This is a genomic window from Cyclobacterium sp. L-R, from assembly GCF_056859355.1.
Genome location: NZ_JBSXOH010000091.1, coordinates 16,805 through 39,584, shown reverse-complemented (window position 1 = coordinate 39,584; position 22,780 = coordinate 16,805). Strand labels below are relative to the sequence as shown.

The window sequence follows — 22,780 nt, the reverse complement described above, 5'->3', positions numbered from 1 at the left end:
CTTAATATGTTTTTGCAGTTAAGTAATTGAGTCTGGCCAGGGCAATTTGATACTGTGTTTCGGCCGTTGCCTTCATCTTTTCATATTTTAGTAACTGTTGCTGCATACGCAGCACTTCTTCAAACTCCTTTCCCGAATTGCCATATGCAGTAAAAAGCAGGTTAAGTGCTTGATTGGATTCCTGAATTTGCTGATCATACAGCTCAAGCAACTCTTGCTGTTGTTGAATTTCAAACCAAGACATTTCATAGTTTGACGTAAGGGTATTGGCAAAATCCTCTTTTTGGAGCGCAAAGCTTTCCTGCATGAGCTGTGCTTCTTTTACAGCCGCTTTATATTTGCTTCGGAAAATGGGAATGCTGACAGAAACCATCGGCATCAAGGCATTTTTACCATTGTCTTGGGGAGCTGCCATATCAGAAGCCAGATCTGTACGTTCTCCGACCATTACATAATCCAGCCCTACTCCAAACTTTGGAAGCCCTTGCTTATAGGCTACCTCCTCACTTGCCTCACTGGAGGCTATTTTTAAGTCCAATTCTTCCAACATAGGGTTGTTCGTAAGCAAAGAGTCCTTTCTAAAATTATCAGGCAAGGCTTGAGCAAAGAGAGAGTCCTCTACAATTACCAATGCGTCTTCCTCTCTGTTGAGCAGTTTATTAAACCGGGTCAGCAGAGGAACTTCCTTATCGTTCAGAATGGAAAGGTTGGTTTTGGCATCTTTCAACATAATATCAACACGCAAGAAGTCAACCATAGTACCCGCTCCATTTTCAAACTTCTTATTGGTAATGGTTTTATAAGACTCCAGTATTTCAATATTCTCCCGCTCAATCTCTTTCCATTGATTGAGCTCATAAAGCGGATAGTATGCTGCTGCGACCTGATAATACAAGCGGTTCCTGGCATCCAGAAAAGACTGGTATTTAGCTTCAGCCATCAAAGCCGCAGCATCACCCTGTGCTTTCAAGGTACCAAACCAGGGAAACATCTGTGTTAAAGAAAACCTGGCCCGTTGCGGTCCCACCCTCGTTTCTACCGGTGAAATGAAATAGCCAAAAGAGAAATTAGGATCCGGCAAAGTATTTACCTGTTCCACTTTCTGAATAGCCGCTTCAAATTCCCGGTATTTCGCTTGTAGACCGGGATTGTTTTCTGCTGCTATTTTTAAATAGTCATCCAGGGTCTGCGCTTCACTCACGCTGGTTCCGAAAAAAACAAGTATTATGATATTTACAATGATCTTCATGATTGTATCTTATTAAGTTTTCTTTCCTCTCTCATACAGTATAAAACCGGCACTATAAAGTAGGTGACCGCAGCGAAGAACATACCTCCAAATGCGGGAATAGCCATCGGGATCATGATGTCCGCACCACGTCCTGTTGAGGTTAGTATAGGAAGCAAAGCAATGATGGTTGTGGCAGACGTCATCACAGCTGGTTTTATTCTTCGTTGACCAGCTTCCACTGTTGCCGCTCTTATTCCTTTCAGATTATCTGTTTTATTTCTATCAAAACTTTGATCTAAATAAGTTGCCATTAACACACCATCATCTGTAGCAATGCCAAACAAGGCAATAAAGCCTACCCAAACAGCCACGCTCAAATTGATAGTGTGTATCTGGAACAGGTCACGGAAATTGGTGCCGAATATGGAGAAGTCCGCAAACCAGGTCTGGCCATACAGCCATAACATGATAAAGCCCCCGCTAAATGCCATGGCAATACCAGTAAATACCATCAATGAAGTGGCTACAGATTTGAATTGGAAGTAGAGAATAAGGAACACAATACCTAGAACGAGCGGTACTATAATAGTCAGCCTTTTCTCTGCCCGCACCTGATTTTCATAGCTCCCAGAGAACTTATAGCTGATCCCGGCAGGAACAATTAATTCCCCTGAATCTATCTTGGCCTGGATAGCCGCTTGCGCGTCATTGACTACCCCAACTTCAGAGTATCCATCCCTTTTATCAAACAGTACATAGCCTACCAAAAAGGTTTCCTCACTTTTGATCGCCTGTGGCCCCCTCACATACTCAAAGTCCACTACCTGGCTGATCGGTATTTGTGCTCCTGTAGGTGTAGGCAGCAGGATTTTACCTAATGACTCAGGGTCGTCCCTGAGTTCACGGGGGTAGCGTACCCTCACTGGAAAACGCTCGCGTCCTTCCACGGTAGAAGTAATCTTCATTCCTCCGATAGCAGTTTCAATGGTTTGCTGTACATCTTCCACATTCAATCCATAGCGAGATATTTCATCACGGTTAATATTCAAATGAAGGTAGGGTTTACCTACAATCCGGTCGGCAAATACGGCCTCTGCTTTTACCGAAGGAACATTCTTAAGTACTTCTTCCAGTTGTAGCCCGAAATCTTCAATGGTTTTCAGGTCAGGGCCGTACACTTTGATTCCCATTGGGGCTCTCATACCTGTTTGAAGCATGACCAGTCGGGTTTCAATAGGCTGCAGCTTAGGTGCTGAAGTTACTCCCGGTATTTTGGTGACCTTCACGATTTCATTCCAGATATCATCCGGGGACTTTATCTGTGGCCGCCAGTTGCGGAAATAATTCCCGTTATCATCAGGTATGAGTTCCTCCAAGATAACCCCTCGGTTAATGGCTTCCTCATTAGAAAGACTATCACCGCTGTTTAGTATGAAGCGATCTTCCTTATCAACTTTAAACCTTACCCGATGCCCTTTTTCACTGAGCATGTACTCCGGTTTATAGTTGATAATATTTTCATACATGGAAATGGGTGCCGGATCCAAAGCAGATTCTACACGTCCAAGTTTTCCCACCGTGAGATCTACCTCGGGAATATTAGTCAGTAACATATCAAGTTGTCCAACCACTTTGCGGTTATACTCAATGCCGGAATGAGGCATGGAGGTAGGCATAAGTAGGAAACTCCCTTCATCAAGGGAAGGCATAAATTCTTTGCCCACACCCGGGAAGGTATGGGTCAGGCCAGACCAGACTGTAGTAGTCTGAAGATCCCAGCCGAGCTTATCAAACGCTTTAGGTATAAACCCAAAAACAGTATTAAAACCCAACCAGACATTAGCGCCAAGCAAAATCAAGAAAGTAGGTATTAATAGAAACTTAACTTTATTATCCAGGCACCATTTTAATATAGATTTATAATAATACTCTAAAAGCGTAAACGACCCCAGGATAAATCCTACCAACAAGGTCACAAATATAAAGTTGAGTAATAGAGACTTTGAGGCTCCTAGTGGTAGCCAATATTTGGCTAAAAGCCATGTTGCACCAATGAGTACAATGATCAGCTCGGCATAATTGTAGAGAAATAATACAGGTTTAGAAAAGTTTGCTTTTTTAGTGTCAAAAATATTCTTTAAAATTCCGATTGTACCAAATAGTACCAGCAATACGCCACCCCATATCTGACCGATAACAAGTCCTATAATTCCCAGTACTACTAAAGCGTAGCCGCCATATTTCTTTACAAATTTATTATTGATTTTGAACCCAAAGAACCAATGTGCCAAAGTAGGCATGATCAATAGACTCACCAACAGGGCAGCTATCAAGGCAAAGGTTTTAGTGAATGCCAAAGGCCCAAAGAGCTTTCCTTCGGCAGCTTGCATGGTAAAGACCGGAATGAAGCTGACAATGGTGGTAGAAACAGCAGTGAGAATAGCAGTACCCACTTCTGAAGCTCCATTGTAAATGGTTTCTATCAGTCTTTGACCGGGAGGAGCTTCATCTATATGCTTGATAATATTTTCGGAAAGTATAACGCCCAAGTCCACCATTGTACCAATTGCAATGGCAATTCCTGACAAGGCCACTATATTGGCATCCACGCCAAAGTAGCGCATTGCTATAAACACCATCAAGACCGCGATAGGCAAGATACTTGAAATGAGAAATGAAGCCCTAAGATTATACACCATCACGATCACTACCAAAATGGTAATGAGCACTTGAAGCGAAATAGCTTCTTCCAGGGTTCCCAATGTTTCATAAATGAGTTCGGAGCGGTCATAAAATGGAACGATAGTCAACTGGCTTTCCCTTCCATTTTCCAACGTTTTTTTAGGCAGGCCTGGGGCAATTTCTTTAATCTTATCCTTGACGTTGTTAATGACCTGTAAGGGGTTAGCACCATAGCGGGCCACCACTACTCCACCTACCACTTCAGCACCATCTTTATCCAGCAGTCCTCTTCGGGTGGATGGGCCCAGGGTAACTACACCAATGTCTTTAATACGGACGGGAACATTTTCCTGAACAGCAACTACGGCCTTTTCAATGTCTTCCACTTTTTTGATGTAACCCAAACCACGCACCAGGTATTCTGCCTGGTTGATCTCAATGGTTTTAGCCCCTACGTCTTTATTTGATTTCTGTACTGCCTGCATTACTTTATGCAAGGGGATATCATAAGCTTTTAGGGCATCGGGATTAACATCAATCTGATATTCCTGTACAAAGCCTCCTATGGAAGCTACTTCCGAAACGCCTTCCGTTGCATTTAGTCCATATTTGACGTAGAAGTCCTGTACGGTACGGATTTCGTGCAAATCCCAACCCCCAGTAGGGTTTCCATCTTTATCTCTGCCCTCAATGGTATACCAATACACCTGGCCCAGGGCAGTGGCATCAGGCCCGAGTGCCGGCTGTACCCCTTCCGGCAATAAGCCTGAAGGCAAGGAACTGAGTTTCTCAAGGATACGGGAGCGAGACCAGTAAAACTCTACATCTTCACTGAAAATGATGAAGATACTGGAGAAGCCAAATATGGAAGAACTCCTTATAGATTTTACGCCCGGTATACCCAATAGATATGTAGTCAATGGATAAGAAATCTGATCCTCAATATCCTGTGGAGACCGGCCTTGCCATTGGGTAAATACAATTTGCTGATTCTCCCCAATATCTGGTATGGCATCCACGGGGACGGGGTCGGAAGGCAATGCCCCTATTTGCCAGCCGAAAGGGGCGGTAACAATGCCCCAGGCAATAAAGCCAATTAATATGAGAACGGTAACCAACTTGTTCTCAAGAAAATATCTTATAATTTTATTAAGCATATTATTTACATTCAATTTTTAAATTGATTTAAAAGGCATAGAAATAATGCCTCCAGGCCTTAGCGAGCTATGCCCTTGATCACGATTAATTGAATGAAATGCTTAAATAAGGAAGGACTGAACGAGTATAGGTATATCGCGTTCAATCAAAGGAGGGGAATAGTTTTTATATTCTGTTTTGTCTGCTTCAGAAGAATATGTTATGCCGATAAAGGTTGCAAAAAATGCGGCTACAAATTCTAAGCTTAACGAACTACCAATAACCTGAGCTTGAAATTCATCTTCTACCTCAAGAGATTGATACTCATTTTCACAGCAGGGTTTTTTCTTGAATTGATTTTCTTTTGACGTTTCGGTTTCACAACCGCTTTCCATATCGGACATACCACAATGTAATTCTGTATGGCCAACTACTATTTGCGTTTCCATTGCCATTCCTCCACAATAGTGTGTTACCATTGCAAAGCCGGAATTGCCAGCCAGAAAAATTAAAAGTAGCGATATGGAAATTATTCTTTTCAAGAAATTATCTTCTTTAGTAATTTTGATATACGCAAAGTAAACCTAAATGATTCCTGTTCCTGTTCAATATCTTGTTTTAAATGTATGAAATTTCTCTTCCTTTCAGGTAGCAAAGGTAAACTCACCTTGTTTTAAGCATTTTAAGCAATTAATCAAGTATTACATTTTTTCAATTTCAAGTGAAAATCCACAGATACTTCATCTCTCACTTTTATCGTTCCAAATAGCTTTTGAGGAGGTTGCAGACCAAAATCTGAAAAAAGAAAAGTCCGGCTGCCCTCCAAATGCTTATGATTCTCACCTTCTTCTTTTACTATGCATGAAACTGTGTAGACATTAGACTTTCCTGCCAGGGTGATTTCTACTTTGCCGAATAGTCCGTTTTCGTGGGAGGAACTCTCCTTCAACTCAATAAACCTAATACTTATCTCCGGAAACTCATTAGCCCTGAGGGTCTTGGCAAAGTCCCGGGTCATCATAGAGTTATGGCAATCAAAGCCAGCTGCCTTCATAAAAATCTCACCATTAAATGAAGGGTTTTCAGCACCTTGAGGATAGTTTTCCATCATGGTATCCTCTCCTTCATAATTCACTGAAAGGCAGTGAAACTGATTGATATTAGTTGTTCCTGATATCTCCACCCGACTTTTACCTGTAACCCGCCATTGTGTTTCTTTGCATGTCTCGGCACTACAGGAAAGAATTGGGTTGAAATTTATGACTACCATGAGTAAGCAAAACGCCATTGTTTATTACTTTTTCTTGCTGTTGTCTGATTGCTGACCGTTATTATTCCTAAACTTTTCGTTGTACCAAAGGTCCAGTGCATCGGCTTCCTCACCTGACAGCAATTTCAATGCTTTTTCATATTCCTTCCTTAAAAGCTCTTTATCAAAGCTTACTTTTTCAAGAATTTTTTTGCAATACTGCAGTTTGTCCATTTTTACTTTAATACTCAGAAAAGTGCCGGATAAATGTTCCGGCACAAAAATACTTTTGTTTAAAAACTTATTACTGCTTCTATGTTTATGCCATCAAATTCACCTCCATTGTATTTGGTGCCTGTCCAGCCTTCGCCTTCATACTTTTGAGATACATATTCCAGCTTGGCCATTACATTTTTAGTCATGTACCAACCACCACCAATATTCACCCGATTAATTTCTTGTGTTAAAGCATTTTCAAGCATCTCTCCTGAAACAGTGTTATACCTTCCACCTAGATAAAATTGTTCAGTATTGCCAAAACGATAGAGAAGTTCCCCTGCTAACTGTGTAAAAGCCCCTCCACCTTGATCGTCACTGCTTGAGGCTACTTCGTAAATCCCGAAAAACTCCAGTCCTTTATATTTTATGAATGGGTTGATTTGAATGGCTGTTAGTTCTCTGAATCTTGGGTTGAACCGTCCTTCAAAGGGGCCTCCATCACCGTCCAGCGTTTGCATGACATTGTAATACCGCGATCCTGCCCGATCTCCACCGTAAATCCAGGAGCCTGTCGTAGTACCTTTATTGATATACCAGGAACCTGTTAAACGTAATCTGAAGTCATCACTTAGTTGATTGTCATAACCGAGTTTTCCATAGAAAGATGCCTTGTTGTCAGAATTATCGTTGACCACTACGCTCTGATTAAGTTTCCCATTCGTAATTCCAATTACTCCTAAAAAACCATTTTTCATTATAGTAAGCTCACCGAAAGCCTCCGTTGAAAAAGCATCCATAATATAATTGCCCACAAATGGGTTAAAAATAGCCCTTGCATTATCGCTTCTTCTGAAGTGGGCATCTCCATAATTAAACTCATCTAAGCCAATAGTTATACGGGCTACATCCATAAAGCCCTGCATAAAACCCGGTTTTATAAAGTCCAATTTGTCAATTTGAAGATAACCACCTTTCACCCATGCTTCCCTGTGATTTTGGGATGAAAGATAAGTCCTCAGGTGCATTCTCAACCCATCATACAGCTGAACATCAATGTTGAGGTTAGCTGTGGGAAGATTGAAGTTTGTTCCTAATTCTACCAAACTGTCTAGCGAATTGGTTTGATTGATACTTTGAAATTGCATAGCAAAATCACCTCCTATACGTACTTTCACTCCATCAAACTCCACGGTGTCTTGCTTGGATGGTTCAAATACGTTAAGACCGGCTTTGTCATTAGGCCGAAAATACTGCAGGGCAGGTTGCTGTGCATACACTATACTTGATGTCAGAAGTATTAGTGATAGTATGGTAATTCTATACCCATTGTTTCTTGTTTTCATATTTATAAGCGTTTTAGTTTATTAACTTAAAAGTTGTTTCAAAAGAAATTTGTAGTTTGTCCCCCGTTTTAATTGTGCCTAATAAGGCTTTGGGAGGCTCTATATTAAATTGTGTAAAGGTGATAGGGAATGATCCGGAAAACTGTACAGTATTCCCGGTAATTACATAATCCACTTGAAGGGAAACCAAACTTTTAGTACCGACAATAATCAGATTACCCTTTGCCCGTAACGACTGATCGGTAATCGTCTCAATTTCTATCAGCTCAAATTGTATTTCGGGGTATTTTTTTGCAACAAGTGCTTCATAGGCATTGTCATCCATGCTGCCTTTTCCACTCTTTAATGATTTAGTAGGCAAGGTGACTACAAGTGAATTGATGCGAGTGATTTTTTGGTTTTCAATGGTTATTTGCCCCTCTCCAGTGGCATCATCCGATACCATATCCCAATCGTGAAGAGTAGAGGTGCCTGATACTTTAAATTCTTGATTAATGATGAGTGTATAGGCATTTTGGGCAACTGTTTCTCCACCAACTATTAATAATATGGCCAATAACAACGCCCACTTTAGTTAACTTTTTGGTTTTACCTGACTCTGTATATACATATATCCTCTCTTTTTGAAATATTGAATCCAAAAGTATTGAGAGAGGCTGGGGTGATCTGTACAGTATTATGGCTTTTATGTATGAATTCTTGTTTTGAGAGCACTTTGTTGAATGAAATGTCTATTGAAGCTATTTCGGACGAATTAGCCAAATAAAAAACGGTAGGCGTGAAAGAGGACGAGCAGGTACAATAACTTTACATACTGACTGATTATATCTAAGGAATTTTATTCCGAAACTACTATTTTGGAAAAAAAATTGGGTGTGTTTTCATCAGAATAGATTGGAACTATAGTTCAACACAAACATGGAAAATACAACCAAAGCAGTAATCCACAAAAACACCTGACTCGCCATACTTTTATTTTTTGCCTTTTTACAATTCTCACACCTTTGATTGTTCTTTTTATTACCATACGCCTGGTAAAATGAAAAACCTAATGATAAAAAGGCCAGTGTGTATAAATAGGGCCGCATCGGGTGTAGCCACGAAAACCACGTAACCGTGCCCGAAAAACCGGCAATACCAACAACAATAGCCGGCCCCCAGCAACAAAAGAAGGGGGCTACCGCAGAAGTCAGACTTAGACCTAATAAAACACTTTTCTTCATAAATATTTTAAAATTATTAGATTTCGGTTATCCTAATATTCCATTTACTATTTAACTCATCATCCTCTTTATCTTCTACCCATCCTTTCAGCTTAATCCTTCCGGACTTAAGTTTTGCAAGTATGTCATCAGGAGTATCTGAGCTGATTTTGAATGTCTCTCCGTTTACGCTTATACTCCACTCATTATCCTTCTTCACCAATTCACCATTTAACGTTACTACTGCATTTCTGGCTGAAAATCCGTTATTCTTAACTTCTTTCTGAATTTTTTGTAAGGTCAAATCATTGTCAGCAGCTAGCTCAAGATATGCTTTACCATCGTTAAGACTTACTTTAACACTTTGAAGCCCATCCATTTTCTTGAGCCCGCGTTCCAGGCCATATGCACAGGGCGCACAATCCATTCCAAATACTTCCTGATCTACTTGGATCAATTGAGCCATTGCACTGCTCAGGCTAATAATTGTCAACAATGCTATTATTCCTAACTTTTCCATTTTCTTCTGTTTTAATATTTATAACCAATAACTTATATTCATTGAGAGTCTGTATCGCTCTTGAGGGCCTTGCACTACATTCTGATAGACCGGAAATAATGCCCCAAAAGATATTCCCCAGGCTCCATAGAGACCGAGAAATGACGGCCCGAGCATAACTTTTTTTCCTCTTTGATCCATTGGAGACAGTTGGCCTTCAAAAGTGTTGCTTCCAGGAAACTCCGCCAGCGACTCAACAAATATTCTCCAGTCTGGCTTTGGATAGTCTCCCATGAAGATGTTGGGCTGATAGCCAACTACCAAGCTGGCATATGGAAGGTCACCTAATTGATCATTACCCTTCTCAAAATAATACTGATAGCCGCCACCTACCCAGGCGTACCAGGTTCGGGAAGCATACCCGGTAGAGATCGCTCCATGAATGGAGTTGCTTAAGTTGATGCCTCCTCTTGTTTCTTCGGTAGGCGTTGAAACACTTAATATTGCAGTAGATTCAAATCTTTTCCCCACGCCAAATGCATTGGAAAAGAAACGATACCAGACCGAAGCTTCAATATCGCCATTAGCGGGCATATTGCTGTTTCCTCTCGTCCTTGGAGGATCTGAAAGCCGGTTGATCATTGTAGGTGTAGTGATGTTTAACTGTAGGTCTTCCGTAACACCATAAGACCAGATATATCGCAGCATAAAAGACTGATCATCTTCTGTAGCCAGGCTCATGGCAACCGCATTAAAATCAACTCCTCCCTTGGCTAAAGTAGGGGTTTGTAGTCCGAAGAGCGGGCCGTGTCCCTGAGCGTAGGTTTTTGAAAGTGCCATCATGGCAACTATTACAATTAATACTGTTTGTTTCATCTTTACTTTTTAAATCCCTAAAAATTGTTGAAGCGGAAGCAGCAAATAAGCAGAGAATAAGCCAACCACGTAAAGCCCAAAAGATATCCAAAGGATAATCTTACTCCACCGAGCGGCTGTATCACAGGCCGTTTCATTTCCATATTCGTCTATTTCACATGCCTGATTACTCTTGCGACCGTAAAACAGCCAGAAGTTGAACCCGATCAAAATACTGGCTACCAGAAATGTCCACTCCTTATACTTGCTCAACCATATCAGTGCAGGGAAGTCCGAAACTAATCCAGCCACTACCGCTCCCATCCCAACAGCTACGAGCAATGAGGGCAGTGCACAGCAGAGCAGCGTTGAGACAGAAGTAAACAGGGACGCTATGCTGACGAAATCCTGCTTCAGAGATTTTAAGACTCTCATTTTATGCCGCCATTTTAGCACAACTTTCCGCACAAGCTTCACACTTTTCTGCACACTGCTTGCACACTTCACTGTCAAATTTGCCGCACTCTTCTGCACAAGCTTTACACAGATCAGCACAAATGGCGCATACTCTGTCGGCATAATCGGACTGAGATGCCAGCATTTGGACACAGGCGGTACAAAGGGCAAGGCAATCCAGACAAAGCTGATGGCATTTTTTCATATCGGGTTCACCCATATGCTGGTCCAGACAGATTCGCGTAGCGGTTATGCATTCGTTACAATTGTCAATACATTGTTGAATTTCGTTGTTCAATGGTTTCATAACTGTGTTGGTTTAAGTGAATTCCCTCGCCAGCACGGCAGCATGGGGGGAAATATATTTTGTAAGCCGTACCTTACTTCTTTTTTTATCCTTGTCCTATCCCTGCTTTGATCAGTTCTTCTTTGGTGACTCCCTGGCTTTTACAGCAGGATAAAAGCGATCCGTTTACTGCTATGGCCGGCACTTTTTTAATCTGGTATTCTTTCAGTTTGCTCAGACAAGTTTTGTCTTCACATTGCTTAACCAGATCATAGACTGTTATTTCACATTGATCACAGGCTAAGTCTTTTACCATGCTGACTACCGGATCACAAACCGGGCAATTAGCCGTAAATATTTCTACTTGACGTTTCATATTTTCCTCCTTTTGAATTGTTCTGTAAAATGATTTTGTGATTCTTTCCGGATAAGAACAATTCAAAGGTAAGCTTAGGGAGGGGGTGGTCGCCAAGAGGCGATGACTACAAAATTTGATTTATTTTTCTTGATATAAGAAAAGTGATGATGAAAAACGGAGATTTTACCACATCATACTGAGCGGAAATCCGACACTTGCAATACAGAGCAACGGTTTATGAACCGCTTTTTTCATTTACATTGCCTATTCGTTCCTTTAGCTCTGCTATTTCCTTCATTTTTTGAGTAAGGCTATCCAACTCCAGGTGGGGAAACTGCTGGCGGATAAATTCTATACGATCTTCATTACCGCAATTTCCTGGGCAGGCTTCAACGGTTTCTGAAATCTTAATGGCAAGAGCTTTCCGGTAAGCTTCATCCAATAATAAATAATGGGCTTTGTCCAACCCTTTTTGTGCTGCTTTGAACTGTAGTAAAATTTTTTCCGGATCTTTTCCTTCATCCAGCATTTTTATCAAGCCATCCACCTGGCCTTTGATGCTCTGCAAGCGTGTCTTTATATCTTTTGTTAGGTCCTTGGGTATCATAATCCTTCAGATTTTATTAAAGGTACGTTTCCGTCCGGGGTGGTGAACAAAAAGTGTGTATGTTTTTTAATTTCAATTAAACCATAGACCCGATATCCGACCCCATAGAGGGATAGGAATAGACCATGTTCCTTATATCGGCAACTTTTAGTTTAGCCCGAATAGCCATCGCAAAAAGGTTGATCATTTCTTCCGCATGAGGGCCGATGATATGAGCGCCTAAAATGTGGCCATCTTTATCCGAAATCACTTTGTAGGCATAAGTGGATTCATTAATCCGTTTGGCATTATACCCGTTGGAGGCAGAAGCACTTTTCACCTGATGTTCTTTCCCTGACCCTTTCGCTTGCTCTTCAGTCATACCCACAGCAGCCAGTGTAGGTAAGGTGAATACTGCACTTGGCATTTCGGAGTAATCTGGTTTTTTGCTATTGCCCCGAATGATATTGGCCGCCACAGCATGACCTTCCATTACGGCTACAGGCGTGAGGTTTAGCCCATTGCTATCAGCTGCATCACCTGCTGCATAAACTGCAGGGTTACTCTCACTTTGCAGATATTCATTTACCTTGATTCCTTTTTTATTGGAAGCTATATTGGCTTTTTCCAGATTCATATCATCCAATTCTGGTACTCTTCCAGCAGCATTTACTACAAGATTGGTCTTATATGTCTCTGTGCTATTCGGAGATTTGGTGATGACTTTGAATTGATCGTCATCTTCTTTAATGCCTACTACTTCAGTTTCAAGATGCAATTCAATCTCCAATGCTCTGGTTGCATCAACGAGGTGCTTGACAATATCCTCATCAAAATTTTCCAAAGGACGTTTGCCCCGATGGAATATAGTGACCTTACTACCAGCCCTGGCTGCAATGTGGGCAAACTCCATCGCAATATAACCACCTCCAATAAAAGTGATATGTTCAGGTAACTTCTCCAGATTTAGAAAATCGGTACTATCTATGGGTAAATCACCTCCTGGAATGTCCAGGATTACCGGTCTTGCACCTGTGACAATCACGATTTTATCACCTTCCAGCAAATCGTTCCCAATGCGGACAGTGTTTTCAGACTCAAAGCTGGCTGCTCCATGGTACATCTTCACACCTGCGTTTTCATATCCTTTCTCAACGCCTTTGGGCATTTTGGAGACGAGTTCATTTTTGTAAGCCATTAAGTCTTGCCAATTGATGAAAATATCTCCTGAGATGCCTGTACCACTCATTTTATTGGCCCGGTCAATAATCTCCGCTGCTCCAACCAGAATTTTCTTAGGATCGCAACCACGAAGGGCACAAGTACCACCGTAAGGTCGTGAGTCAGTGATGGCTGTTTTTAATCCTTTCTTGGCGCATTTCTTGGCGATGGTCATTCCGGCCATACCGGATCCGATGACGATTACATCATATTTTTTCATACGCAGCAGCTATTTTTTCCACCTTCCTGAATCGGAGGACAGGCGACTGTCCCATAAGAGCAATACACACAGCAATCACCATCTTTGGGCTTGATCACTTCTTTGCAATTTTCACATTCGTAGAAGTACTGACATGCGTCCGTAGGCATGGTTTCTTCTTTCTGATGACTACAGTTTGGGCAGGTGATGGTGGATTGTAATACGATTTCTTTTTCCATGTTATTGATTGTTAGGCTTTTCTACTACTTTGTATCCGGTCTTATTGATCGTTTCTATGATTTTGTCTTTTTCTACTTTATCCGGATCATATTTGACAATGGCATTACCCTTCTCGTAGGATGTTTTTACCTCTTTCACTCCGGCAAGTTCACTGACTGCATGGGTCACGTGAGACTCACATCCCGAGCAGGTCATCCCTTTGACGGGTAATTCTATGGTTTGAAATTCTACTGTTTGGAAAATATCAGACTGTCCCCGCCAATCGCTTATTTTTGAATCTATCACAGTGTATCCTGTGCCATTGATCGCTTCCGTAATTTTGTCTAAACCGACTATTAACGCATCGTATTTTACCTGAGCGCTGGCGTCTTTATAGGAAACAGATACTTCTTGTACACCATTTAAAGAGGATACCGCATGCTTTACATGCTCCTCACAGCCTGTGCAGGTCATTCCTTTGATTTTGAAATCGGCTAACTTGATTTGCGTCTGATCATTGTCGGCAATAAGACCGGTACTATCATTTTTTGGATAGAATATATGCGAATAGGTAGGAAAAGCGAGCATTAGGGCCGCAAACACTGTAACTATTCCCAGGAACTTCTTTGATTGCCAGAATGAAGGTTCTTCGTCTGTTTCACAAGCACAGTCAATTTCTTCTTGTCCCGAAAGCATTCGGGATGGCTTGAGTTTCTGATACCACGCGAAAGCTAATACACCAATTGTCAGCACAATTAAGTACGGCCTAAATGGCTCCATCCATGAAAAAGTAGCTGCGATACCACCAATTCCCGCCAACAGCGAAAATACCGGGGTGATACAACACAGCGAAGCTACTATAGCAGCCAGCAATCCGGCACCCACGCTTTTTGTTGACGTAGTAAACTGTTTAGAATGTTGGCTACTTGTACTCATGACACAGTAGATTTTTGTTCTGTAATTGCAAGGCTCTCTAAAATGGGATTGATAACTTTCAGGTTCTCTTTTTGAAGTGAATAGAATATGGTTTGTCCTACTTTTTCGCTCACTACAAGTCCTCCCTCACGCAGTTTTTTCAAATGCTGCGAAATGGCTGGTACGGTCATACCCAAAATGTCACTTAGGTCACAAGGGCACAGTTGGGATTCCTTACTAAGCAGATAAAGGATTTTGAGCCGGACTTCATTGCCTGACAGGCTCAAGGCCCTGGCGATGCTGCCAATGGTTGGCTCTACCCGGTCTATTTCGGTTTTGCATTGCTGGATTTGTGCTACATCAGCAAATACACGGATACATGATTTCGTCATACTTTAATTATTTAAGCAGTTAATTAAATAACGAGGGTAAGAAACAAAAGTTTAAGCAAATGCTTAAATTATATGTTTTAAAAATCTTCTTCATCACTTATTTGGTAAGCCAGCACATAAATAAAAATTGCTGTAAAAAGAAATTTAAAATTATTGATAATAAAGAAGTAGTAAAGTACGACATTTAGCTAGAGAAAAGAGGTATGTGAGAAATTTTTAGTTAAAAAAAATTACTGTCCTCGGACTAAACTACAAAGTTTAAAATAATGTCTTCCTTCTGAATTTAAGAGGGCTTAGTTTATGGTTTTTAAAAAGTGCCCTACCCTCAGAATTTCAAATCAGTTTGGATAATATTGAGCTTTTTTGAAATATTTTATTAAAGTAAGCTTCGGAGTAAACCAAAAACTTTTCAAGACTAATATAAGAGCATAAATTTTTCGCTGCCGCCATCACCATTTGGGGAAAATCCTCTGCCTCCTTAATCCTCTTATGGAGGACTGTAAACAGCAGATTTAGTATTAAAACCACCCAAATCTGGATTTTGATCCCGTTCTCACTGTCCGACAAAAAATATTTAAGCTCAAAGTTTTGCTTAATCTACTTAATAAGTACTTCCAAGACCATCTTCTTATAAATTAGGGCTATGGTCAGGGCTTAAATATCAATAACAATAAATCCAAGTTCATCTGAGAAATTCTGGCATATCCAAAGCTTTCCTTCTTTGGCAAAATACTTTACACGTTCATTATTCAACTCACCAATTTCAATCTCAGAGATCAGATTAAACTCGGCATCAAAAATTGGCAAAAATACTAAGGTTTTCTTGATTTCTGGGACAAAATTATTATCAATATAAGTTTCCGTGAATATTTTTTTAGAAGACAAACGCAAATAGCGCTTTTTCACACTATCCCACACTGGAAATTCAAACCGGACTTGCTCCAAAATACGCTGGTAATCCTTTCCTGCCTGATCCCTGAATTTTATCTAAGGGCCACTCGGGATTTTAGCCCGTTTAGGTGTCTTTTGTGGCTCGTATTGGACTACTTACACAAATTCTCCTTGGTTGTTAAAAAGAATTATTTCATTTGAAAACTCATGACTTATTCGAATATATTTCTTGTCCGAACTGAGGTTGACTTCGGGAGGTGCTATATTATCATCCCACCTGAATATAAAATCATGATAAGAGTTTTCAGGATCAATATCAAACCTATTAATTTTGTTATCACTAACAGAAAGAACATATAAAAACACATTACCATTTTTAAGGTCAAAATTTTCCCCGAACACCTTTAAATAATCGGTACCGGACAACACCTCTTTGTCTCTATAGAATTGCATCAATTCACTTCCATTGGAATCCCTAGCATCATCCCAATCTATCCTATAACAATCTGACCACTTTTATCGATTAATGAAGAGCGTATATTTGATTTGATGAAAAATAAGCTATCATTCACGGATTGAAGACTACGGATATAATCGCCAACGCCGTTTGGTCCTTCAGGCTCTAGTGGATAAGATTTGACTAAAATATGCCTATCGAGGTCTACTTCATCGATTGAAAGATCAAAATGATTTAAAAGGAAAAATGATTTTCTACTATCATCCAAGATAAATGTCTTAAATTTCCCCTTAAATCCAAGATTCGATTTTTTGAATCTATTAAAACCGTGTCTACCGAATATCTATTTACCTGGCTATCTTGTTTAGTTTTATTTTCTTGACATGAGAAGGATACATAAATAATTGCATAAAACCACAAATGCCTCCAGTTCCAATTTTTACATTGGCACGTCAAATAGATCCCTTCTAATTTGTTTTTGACATCAATATTAAATAAACCAAAATTAAATTTTACCATTCCCTATTTTGTTGAATAATTTTATTATTTAAAAACCACTTTAGGACATTCGGAAACTATACACTTAATGCTATTAAATTAAGGAAAATTAATCATAACTAAAAAACAAGGAATACAATAACTAAATGAAACGCACAATTTCGAGATATAGAGTTTGTATCAGCTTGATTGAATAGTAATTTTTCTCAAAAATCAGATCCATTAAACTGTTGTTTAGGATTATTTTTAAAAATACATAGTAAAAATTAGCCTCTTAATTTGTCCAGTTAAAGCTTATGTTCTTCTCAAACTGGGAGGTTTAGCCAATTTCCTCAACCTCAATTCACGCCGTCTTCACATTCTTGGTAATCTTATTCAACAAATCAAACTTGTTATTACTTTCTGCTTTTTTGAAAATATTCTGCATATGCTTATTCACAGTTCTTTCGGAGATAAACAAAGTGTCAGCTATATCCTTGTATATATGTCCTTCCCGGACCAATTCGCAGATTTCAATTTCTCGTTTTGTCAGGCCAAGCTTGTTACATCGAATAGTGAAAATTTCATCTTCATTTTTTGTTTGCAGAAGATTGAGGGTTTCCAAATCTTTTCTATTTTCTTCGACCATGTTCCGGATATACAGGACTGTGATTACCAGAAAGCCACCATTTGTCAATAAAACTTCTGTCAGCTGTGTTACTTCTAAATAGGCTAGCAGCGGCATCAATGTCCAGGGAGCTACAGCAACATAAGATAGGATAGCGTCGAAGGAGGCTTTACTTTTTTTGTAGCGTTGGCGAATGCCCCAAAGGATATTGTACACCATGTAAAAAGCATAGGCAAACGGGATGATCATTCCCACGTAGATCACTGTCATTAGATCCAATCCTAAAGGATATAATATGCAAAAGAAAAGTACAAACGGTAAGATCAAAAATATTAGCACCCCGTATTTGGCATGAAATTCTAAATGAGTAATATTGAATGCCCTGTAAAAATAATAAGGAAAATACGCTCCCATACCGAAACCGGCACCATAGGCAAGAATGTATTGCAAAGTTACTGACAGAGGTAAATCTTCGTCTGGAAAAAGCCCTCCGGCCAAATTGTAAAGGATCAGAAGAAAAAGCAAAATCAGGTAATATTTCCTCTTCTTCTCATTCGGTTTTTGGAGATAAAATACCAGTTGATGAGAAAACATCATCACCTCCAGCAAAACAAATACTAGGGTTACAATGTGAATTTCAGTATTCAGAACAGTCATAGTGTTTTAGGCAGTTTTCAGGAAGTAAAAGGGAAATCCAAACTTTTCGGAAACGGTATAAATTTCCAAACCGTGTTTTCGATACCAGGGGAGGTTGCTCTCCGTAGATGTTTCCAGATAAACAGGTCGGTCAAGTGTTTTGGAATAATCCAATACATGCCTCAGGATCTTAGTGCCAAAGCCATTTTTTTGCTTTTCCGGGCTGACCCCAACAAACCATAGGTAGGTAAATGGATCTTTTGGATAATGCTTCTTGATAAAGGATTCCCTGGATAAGGCTTTGGGAATATTTCCCAAACCAATGGTTTTTAAGATTAACTTTATATCCAGATATGTACTTTTCCAAGAGAACTTTTTCTTATCCTGAAACTGTATCATGGCGCAAGCATTGCCATCCTCCGAAATAAAAACTTCCCCCATATTAATGCAGTTTTCAAAAGAATACTCCATCAAATAGCGAATTTTTTCTTCTTCTTTACCAGCGATGTAGTTGACACTTTTGTTTTTTTTGAATGCTTTCAACAGGATGGTTACGACCTTTTCCCTGTCATTTTGGGTTGCTTTTCTCATTTGATTTTTTTTGTTAAAATCCGAGTTGCGAGGATTTTTCTTCTCCACTCCACATTACACAACTGTCAAACAGGAAGGGGAACGGGAGGGGCAAGTTCGTTTTTGGCAGAAAAAAACCAGCGGTTTTTTGTCGGACAAAGACACAACTTGCAAGGACCGCGCACAGCGGAATCCTAGTGGCTCCAAGGTGTTAGTTAGCCTCTAGTAGGTTAAGTAAAGAACTGTTTTAATATAAATTAATAACTAAATATTACTAATAATATTGTTAAACATATGTTTTTATCTAAGTATATGCAAATTAATGTTATATTTTTATTGAGATATATGGATCTTTAAATATATGGTCAAATGTGTATTTGGATACCTGAATAGGCATTTATTATTGGAACTCAACATTCCATTTTTCGTCATTCCCCCTCCCTTTCGGAATATAATTATGTATAGCATTATCTGAATAGGAATGTATGTAAGTATTGGTATATAGGCATATTTGCATATTTAAAAATTTGTAAATCAAAGCCTTAAGTCTCATCTAATCCTCTAAACATTTTTCTGTAGTATCCTAAAAATCTTAATTTGTTCAGTTACCTTTTTACGCCTAAATTTTCCCTACTCATCCAATACTCGTTTAAATCTTTATGGGGATGAAATAATTCTGACTGGTCTCTGCAATGAGGTAGCCTATCCATTAATTTTCTGGACGCCTCTTTCCCAGCCTTATCCCTGTCCAAAAATAAGTTTACACGCCTGTACTTATTTATTTTCGAATAATATCCCTGTAAATTGGCCAAAGAATTAAGCACCATAAAGTCCTCTCGGTATTGGTCCCCTTTTCTCATCTCCTTATAACTCAACAGGTCAAATATTCCTTCAAACAGGCATAGATCTGCTGAATTGTTACAGTAAGTAGATACACCCTGGGCAGTGCAGCCTTTCCAATATTTGTTACGAATTGCCCAGCCGTTTTCATGAGGATTACCTAGCCCAAAATACCTGTTGTCACCAATGCGGTAATAGACTTCACGGCAAAATTCTTTAGCTGTATCCAGAAGGATTCGCCTGGATTGAAGATATTCCGTTATGGCACTATTGTTTCCTAGTTGTTTGGTTTTTATAATCTTGATTCCTTCAGCTGACTCTTCGGATGATTCGGGTCGGGGAATAGCAGGCTGGTGAAGAAAAAAAGAAGACCCACTTACTGTTTTGATTTCCCTAATGGCATCAGGAACAGTATAAGCAGGATTCATTTTAAGAACCAGGTCAATCAACGTACCCCCAGCATTACCATCTCCAAAATCTACCCATAGATTTTTGCTCGGGCTTACCTTAAAAGAAGGGGTTGATTCCTCCCGGTAGGGAGAATAATAAAAGCAATAACCCGCTTTTACTTTACTTGGTCTGATTCCCATCTGATCCAGATAGGTTATTATGGGTATTTTATTTGCTTCTTTTGCATTCATTGTTTTTAAGTTTATTTTTTTTTGAAAAAACCACTTACTACAGCTACTACCTTACTACAAACACCCAATTAATTATTGATATTCAGTTGTTTATATCTATTATTGCTCAAAAAGCATCTTACTACAAAAGTACGATATGTAGTAGGCTGTAGTAACCTTAATTATTTAATCTTACTACAGGTTAATTAGCTGCATATCAAATATTTAACCCCTATTTGTAGTAAGTAGTAGGTTGGTTTTGTTTTATGTAGTATCCCTTTTCGGGGAAGGTTTGGGTTTCGTTTCTCCGTACTTGGGTCTGAACATGACCAAGCAGTTTCAAGGCTTTCCCAATCTCCACAGGGCTAATTCTTAGATTGCCGGAAATATTTAAAGCCAGCTGATGGCAGATATCCGTTGCAGTCATGAATTTGTCATGGTCCTCTTTGGTGCCTGGTGTAAAGAACTTTTGCACTAGCTCTACTTCAGGAGAAATGGTTTTGTACTGGTTGTTCATGATTTCATTTTCCCGGATTTCCTTCGCTGTCATTTCATAATGAAAATTCGTCAGGTATAACTGATAAGCCTGTGCCCAAACCCTATCGATTTCAATTTCCTTTATGTAATTCCAATTAATTTCCCTTACCGTAAAGCAGAGCCAACGCACACTACCTGTTACATCCGTGAGAAACTCAGCCTTATTAGTGGATCCCCAAATGGAAGCCCTTCTCGGTTCCATTTTAGGCTTCTTGTCATAAGGATGCCTAACTTTGACTTGTGATTTACTCATCAGCGTTTTCTGTGCGTTGATCTCTGTTTTGGAAAGTGTGGAAAGCTCATCCTGAATGATTCCGAAATTCTGACTCAAGGCGATTAGACTGTCCTTGTCCACAGAAATATTTTCAGCTTGGTAAGTCTTCAGCTGATCTGGAATCAGGAAACGTGTAAGTGTGGTTTTACCACTATTCTGTTGCTCCTGTACAAAGATCAGGGCTTGCTTATTGAAAAAGTCATCCCGGAGACAACAGGCCACACAGCGCACCAGCCATTTTTTGAACTGGATCTCAAAACGTTCTTGTCCATGTACCTGAATATATCGAGTGAATTTCCGGATATAATCCCCATGATTGGCTTCACTCCAGGTGTCCCGGACATGCTTAAAGTAATTCACGAAAGGGTTGGTTTTTGGAATAAAATCTGAAGACAGAAAGGTATTGATCTCTGCCACCGAAGTACGGTATCCCTCCTGTCGGCATTCTATGTAAAGCGTATGGGGATTGACTGGGTGGTACTTCTTTCCTTCTTTTTCTTTTGCAAAGACCTCGTTGAGTACCATGTTATTTTTAAAATCATATTTTGACATCAGGAATCTGATCATTCGAATGGTTGCACTCGAAGATTTCTCATCAATCTTTTTGATAGGGGTTTGATCGTCCATATTTCTGTAGATTTGGGTTGATTTTTCCATACAGAAATGGTATATTTATCTCACTAAAAACAGGATACCATTTCCTAATGAAATTAATTAAGGCGGATCGGGCATGATCCGCTTTTATTTTTTCCGGCCGTTTTTCTGGTGACCGGCATTGAGTATATCCGACTTTTTGAAATATACCCTGGTGTTGATTACCTGTTCCTTCAGGAAACCTTCCCTGCGCCAATTGTTGATCGTTGTGCGGGAGCGCCCTAGCAGTTTCATGGCTTCGGGGATCTGTATCAATTCATCGTCGGGAGTGGCTGGCTGCAGCTCAGGAATTATCCTGGAAGCTACTTCTTCAGCAATCTCCTGGATAAGTTGTCTTTTGTCAATTGGTGAAAAGATCATGTCATTCATATTCAGTTTTCGTTTGGTTTGTTGGCCGAATATGGTCACAAGTTGGCAGGGGTAGTTAGCTGGGGTAGTACCCCAAGTTTTAAAAAGCAACTTTAATGATCACTAATAGCTATTTTTATTAAGGAAAAAATTATGGTGAAGTTTATACTTTGGAAGGAATACAAAAAAATTTGGGTTTATAGCAAAGAAAAATGAATCACAATTATCCAGGTTCTGTAAAATTAAACCACCAAAGAAAGTAATTTTGAAAAATTCCAACTGGCAAAAAATCAGGTTATCCTAGTAAGTATTCTTAGGCTAAGTTTATTGAAGGAAACTGGGTGCAAGTTAGAATTATAAGCAAAAACTACTTTTGATCAATGGGGTAAATTCTAAAGACAATACTTTATTGAGAACTGGTTTGGCTATGTCTAATGAATATTCCAGTGGCGATAACTAAAATTTAAAATCATAAAGGTGAATGTAAATTGAAAAGGGAAGCATGTTGGAAAAGTAATTTTAAAAAATACCTTCTCACTTCATTGCATAAAAAATTCATTTCATACTATCGTCTTTGTTTAAGCCTGATGCTAAAATTTTCTCAATATAGCCCCACAAATAGCCCCCTTTACAAAATAAAAAATCCTAACTTATTGATAAACAATAAGTTAGGATTTTACTATGAAGAGAGGAAGGGATTCGAACCCTCGATACCATTGCTAGTATACACGCTTTCCAAGCGTGCTCCTTAAACCACTCGGACACCTCTCTGTGGAAATATTTCGTTTCATTGAGCCGA

General features: G+C 39.6%; 26 protein-coding genes and 1 tRNA gene. All 27 read right to left on the bottom strand.

The window, feature by feature from the left end; translation table 11 throughout:
* Window position 1 precedes the first annotated feature (1 nt).
* Window positions 2-1,249, bottom strand: coding sequence for a TolC family protein (locus tag AC13EX_RS18595; protein ID WP_014022567.1), 1,248 nt, complete (start codon window positions 1,247-1,249; stop codon window positions 2-4).
* Window positions 1,246-5,070 carry an efflux RND transporter permease subunit gene (locus AC13EX_RS18590; protein ID WP_014022568.1) on the bottom strand — a complete coding sequence of 1,275 codons (3,825 nt, stop codon included), beginning with the start codon at window positions 5,068-5,070 and terminating at the stop codon, window positions 1,246-1,248. Before AC13EX_RS18590 ends, AC13EX_RS18595 begins: the two co-directional genes overlap by 4 nt.
* Before the next feature lie 102 nt (window positions 5,071-5,172).
* Window positions 5,173-5,592, bottom strand: a complete 420-nt coding sequence (locus AC13EX_RS18585) for an HYC_CC_PP family protein (RefSeq protein ID WP_014022569.1) — start codon at window positions 5,590-5,592, stop codon at window positions 5,173-5,175.
* Between the two features lie 152 nt (window positions 5,593-5,744).
* The gene (locus AC13EX_RS18580) at window positions 5,745-6,320 is read right to left on the bottom strand and encodes a YceI family protein (RefSeq protein ID WP_482893860.1); all 576 of its coding nucleotides are present in this window, start codon (window positions 6,318-6,320) and stop codon (window positions 5,745-5,747) included.
* A gap of 24 nt (window positions 6,321-6,344) precedes the next feature.
* A complete protein-coding gene (locus tag AC13EX_RS18575; RefSeq protein WP_482893859.1) occupies window positions 6,345-6,533 on the bottom strand; it encodes a hypothetical protein in 189 nt (62 codons plus the stop codon).
* 59 nt (window positions 6,534-6,592) lie between these two features.
* Window positions 6,593-7,861 (bottom strand): hypothetical protein, encoded by a 1,269-nt coding sequence (locus AC13EX_RS18570; RefSeq protein WP_482893858.1) that lies wholly within the window; start codon window positions 7,859-7,861, stop codon window positions 6,593-6,595.
* Between the two features lie 13 nt (window positions 7,862-7,874).
* Window positions 7,875-8,417 (bottom strand): YceI family protein, encoded by a 543-nt coding sequence (locus tag AC13EX_RS18565; protein WP_482893857.1) that lies wholly within the window; start codon window positions 8,415-8,417, stop codon window positions 7,875-7,877.
* Between the two features lie 328 nt (window positions 8,418-8,745).
* On the bottom strand, window positions 8,746-9,084 hold the full coding sequence (locus tag AC13EX_RS18560; protein ID WP_482893856.1) for a mercuric transporter MerT family protein: 339 nt from the start codon (window positions 9,082-9,084) through the stop codon (window positions 8,746-8,748).
* Between the two features lie 16 nt (window positions 9,085-9,100).
* The gene (locus tag AC13EX_RS18555; RefSeq protein ID WP_482893855.1) at window positions 9,101-9,583 is read right to left on the bottom strand and encodes a heavy-metal-associated domain-containing protein; all 483 of its coding nucleotides are present in this window, start codon (window positions 9,581-9,583) and stop codon (window positions 9,101-9,103) included.
* An 18-nt stretch (window positions 9,584-9,601) separates the two neighbouring features.
* Window positions 9,602-10,438: a hypothetical protein gene (locus tag AC13EX_RS18550; RefSeq protein ID WP_482893854.1), complete on the bottom strand. Its 837-nt coding sequence runs from the start codon at window positions 10,436-10,438 to the stop codon at window positions 9,602-9,604.
* 9 nt (window positions 10,439-10,447) lie between these two features.
* Window positions 10,448-10,759, bottom strand: a complete 312-nt coding sequence (locus tag AC13EX_RS18545) for a hypothetical protein (RefSeq protein ID WP_482893853.1) — start codon at window positions 10,757-10,759, stop codon at window positions 10,448-10,450.
* A gap of 94 nt (window positions 10,760-10,853) precedes the next feature.
* Window positions 10,854-11,180 (bottom strand): four-helix bundle copper-binding protein, encoded by a 327-nt coding sequence (locus tag AC13EX_RS18540; RefSeq protein WP_482893852.1) that lies wholly within the window; start codon window positions 11,178-11,180, stop codon window positions 10,854-10,856.
* Window positions 11,181-11,265: 85 nt separating this feature from the next.
* Window positions 11,266-11,535: a thioredoxin family protein gene (locus AC13EX_RS18535; RefSeq protein WP_482893851.1), complete on the bottom strand. Its 270-nt coding sequence runs from the start codon at window positions 11,533-11,535 to the stop codon at window positions 11,266-11,268.
* Between the two features lie 217 nt (window positions 11,536-11,752).
* Window positions 11,753-12,124, bottom strand: a complete 372-nt coding sequence (locus AC13EX_RS18530; RefSeq protein WP_482893850.1) for a metal-sensitive transcriptional regulator — start codon at window positions 12,122-12,124, stop codon at window positions 11,753-11,755.
* Between the two features lie 76 nt (window positions 12,125-12,200).
* Complete coding sequence (locus tag AC13EX_RS18525; protein ID WP_482893849.1) at window positions 12,201-13,544, bottom strand: dihydrolipoyl dehydrogenase family protein; 1,344 nt, start codon at window positions 13,542-13,544, stop codon at window positions 12,201-12,203.
* The gene (locus AC13EX_RS18520; protein WP_482893848.1) at window positions 13,541-13,762 is read right to left on the bottom strand and encodes a GDCCVxC domain-containing (seleno)protein; all 222 of its coding nucleotides are present in this window, start codon (window positions 13,760-13,762) and stop codon (window positions 13,541-13,543) included. Before AC13EX_RS18520 ends, AC13EX_RS18525 begins: the two co-directional genes overlap by 4 nt.
* 1 nt (window position 13,763) lies before the next feature.
* Entirely contained in the window at window positions 13,764-14,678 is a 915-nt protein-coding gene (gene merTP / locus AC13EX_RS18515; RefSeq protein ID WP_482893847.1) for a mercuric transport protein MerTP, read from the bottom strand.
* Window positions 14,675-15,049, bottom strand: a complete 375-nt coding sequence (locus tag AC13EX_RS18510) for an ArsR/SmtB family transcription factor (RefSeq protein ID WP_482893846.1) — start codon at window positions 15,047-15,049, stop codon at window positions 14,675-14,677. The genes merTP and AC13EX_RS18510 overlap by 4 nt, the downstream gene beginning before the upstream one ends.
* A 654-nt stretch (window positions 15,050-15,703) precedes the next feature.
* Window positions 15,704-15,994, bottom strand: coding sequence for a DUF4221 family protein (locus AC13EX_RS18505; RefSeq protein WP_482893845.1), 291 nt, complete (start codon window positions 15,992-15,994; stop codon window positions 15,704-15,706).
* Window positions 15,995-16,096: 102 nt separating this feature from the next.
* Complete coding sequence (locus tag AC13EX_RS18500) at window positions 16,097-16,393, bottom strand: hypothetical protein (RefSeq protein ID WP_482893844.1); 297 nt, start codon at window positions 16,391-16,393, stop codon at window positions 16,097-16,099.
* Between the two features lie 38 nt (window positions 16,394-16,431).
* Window positions 16,432-16,665 (bottom strand): DUF4221 family protein, encoded by a 234-nt coding sequence (locus tag AC13EX_RS18495; RefSeq protein WP_482893843.1) that lies wholly within the window; start codon window positions 16,663-16,665, stop codon window positions 16,432-16,434.
* A 573-nt stretch (window positions 16,666-17,238) separates the two neighbouring features.
* Entirely contained in the window at window positions 17,239-18,159 is a 921-nt protein-coding gene (locus AC13EX_RS18490) for a helix-turn-helix transcriptional regulator (RefSeq protein WP_198249242.1), read from the bottom strand.
* A gap of 6 nt (window positions 18,160-18,165) precedes the next feature.
* Window positions 18,166-18,729 carry a GNAT family N-acetyltransferase gene (locus AC13EX_RS18485; RefSeq protein WP_149392922.1) on the bottom strand — a complete coding sequence of 188 codons (564 nt, stop codon included), beginning with the start codon at window positions 18,727-18,729 and terminating at the stop codon, window positions 18,166-18,168.
* Between the two features lie 584 nt (window positions 18,730-19,313).
* Window positions 19,314-20,189 carry a toprim domain-containing protein gene (locus tag AC13EX_RS18480; protein WP_149392921.1) on the bottom strand — a complete coding sequence of 292 codons (876 nt, stop codon included), beginning with the start codon at window positions 20,187-20,189 and terminating at the stop codon, window positions 19,314-19,316.
* A gap of 211 nt (window positions 20,190-20,400) precedes the next feature.
* Complete coding sequence (locus tag AC13EX_RS18475; protein ID WP_482893842.1) at window positions 20,401-21,636, bottom strand: VapE domain-containing protein; 1,236 nt, start codon at window positions 21,634-21,636, stop codon at window positions 20,401-20,403.
* 84 nt (window positions 21,637-21,720) lie between these two features.
* Window positions 21,721-22,002: a helix-turn-helix domain-containing protein gene (locus AC13EX_RS18470; RefSeq protein ID WP_014022577.1), complete on the bottom strand. Its 282-nt coding sequence runs from the start codon at window positions 22,000-22,002 to the stop codon at window positions 21,721-21,723.
* A gap of 663 nt (window positions 22,003-22,665) precedes the next feature.
* A tRNA-Ser gene (locus AC13EX_RS18465) sits at window positions 22,666-22,752 on the bottom strand.
* Between the last annotated feature and the right edge of the window lie 28 nt (window positions 22,753-22,780).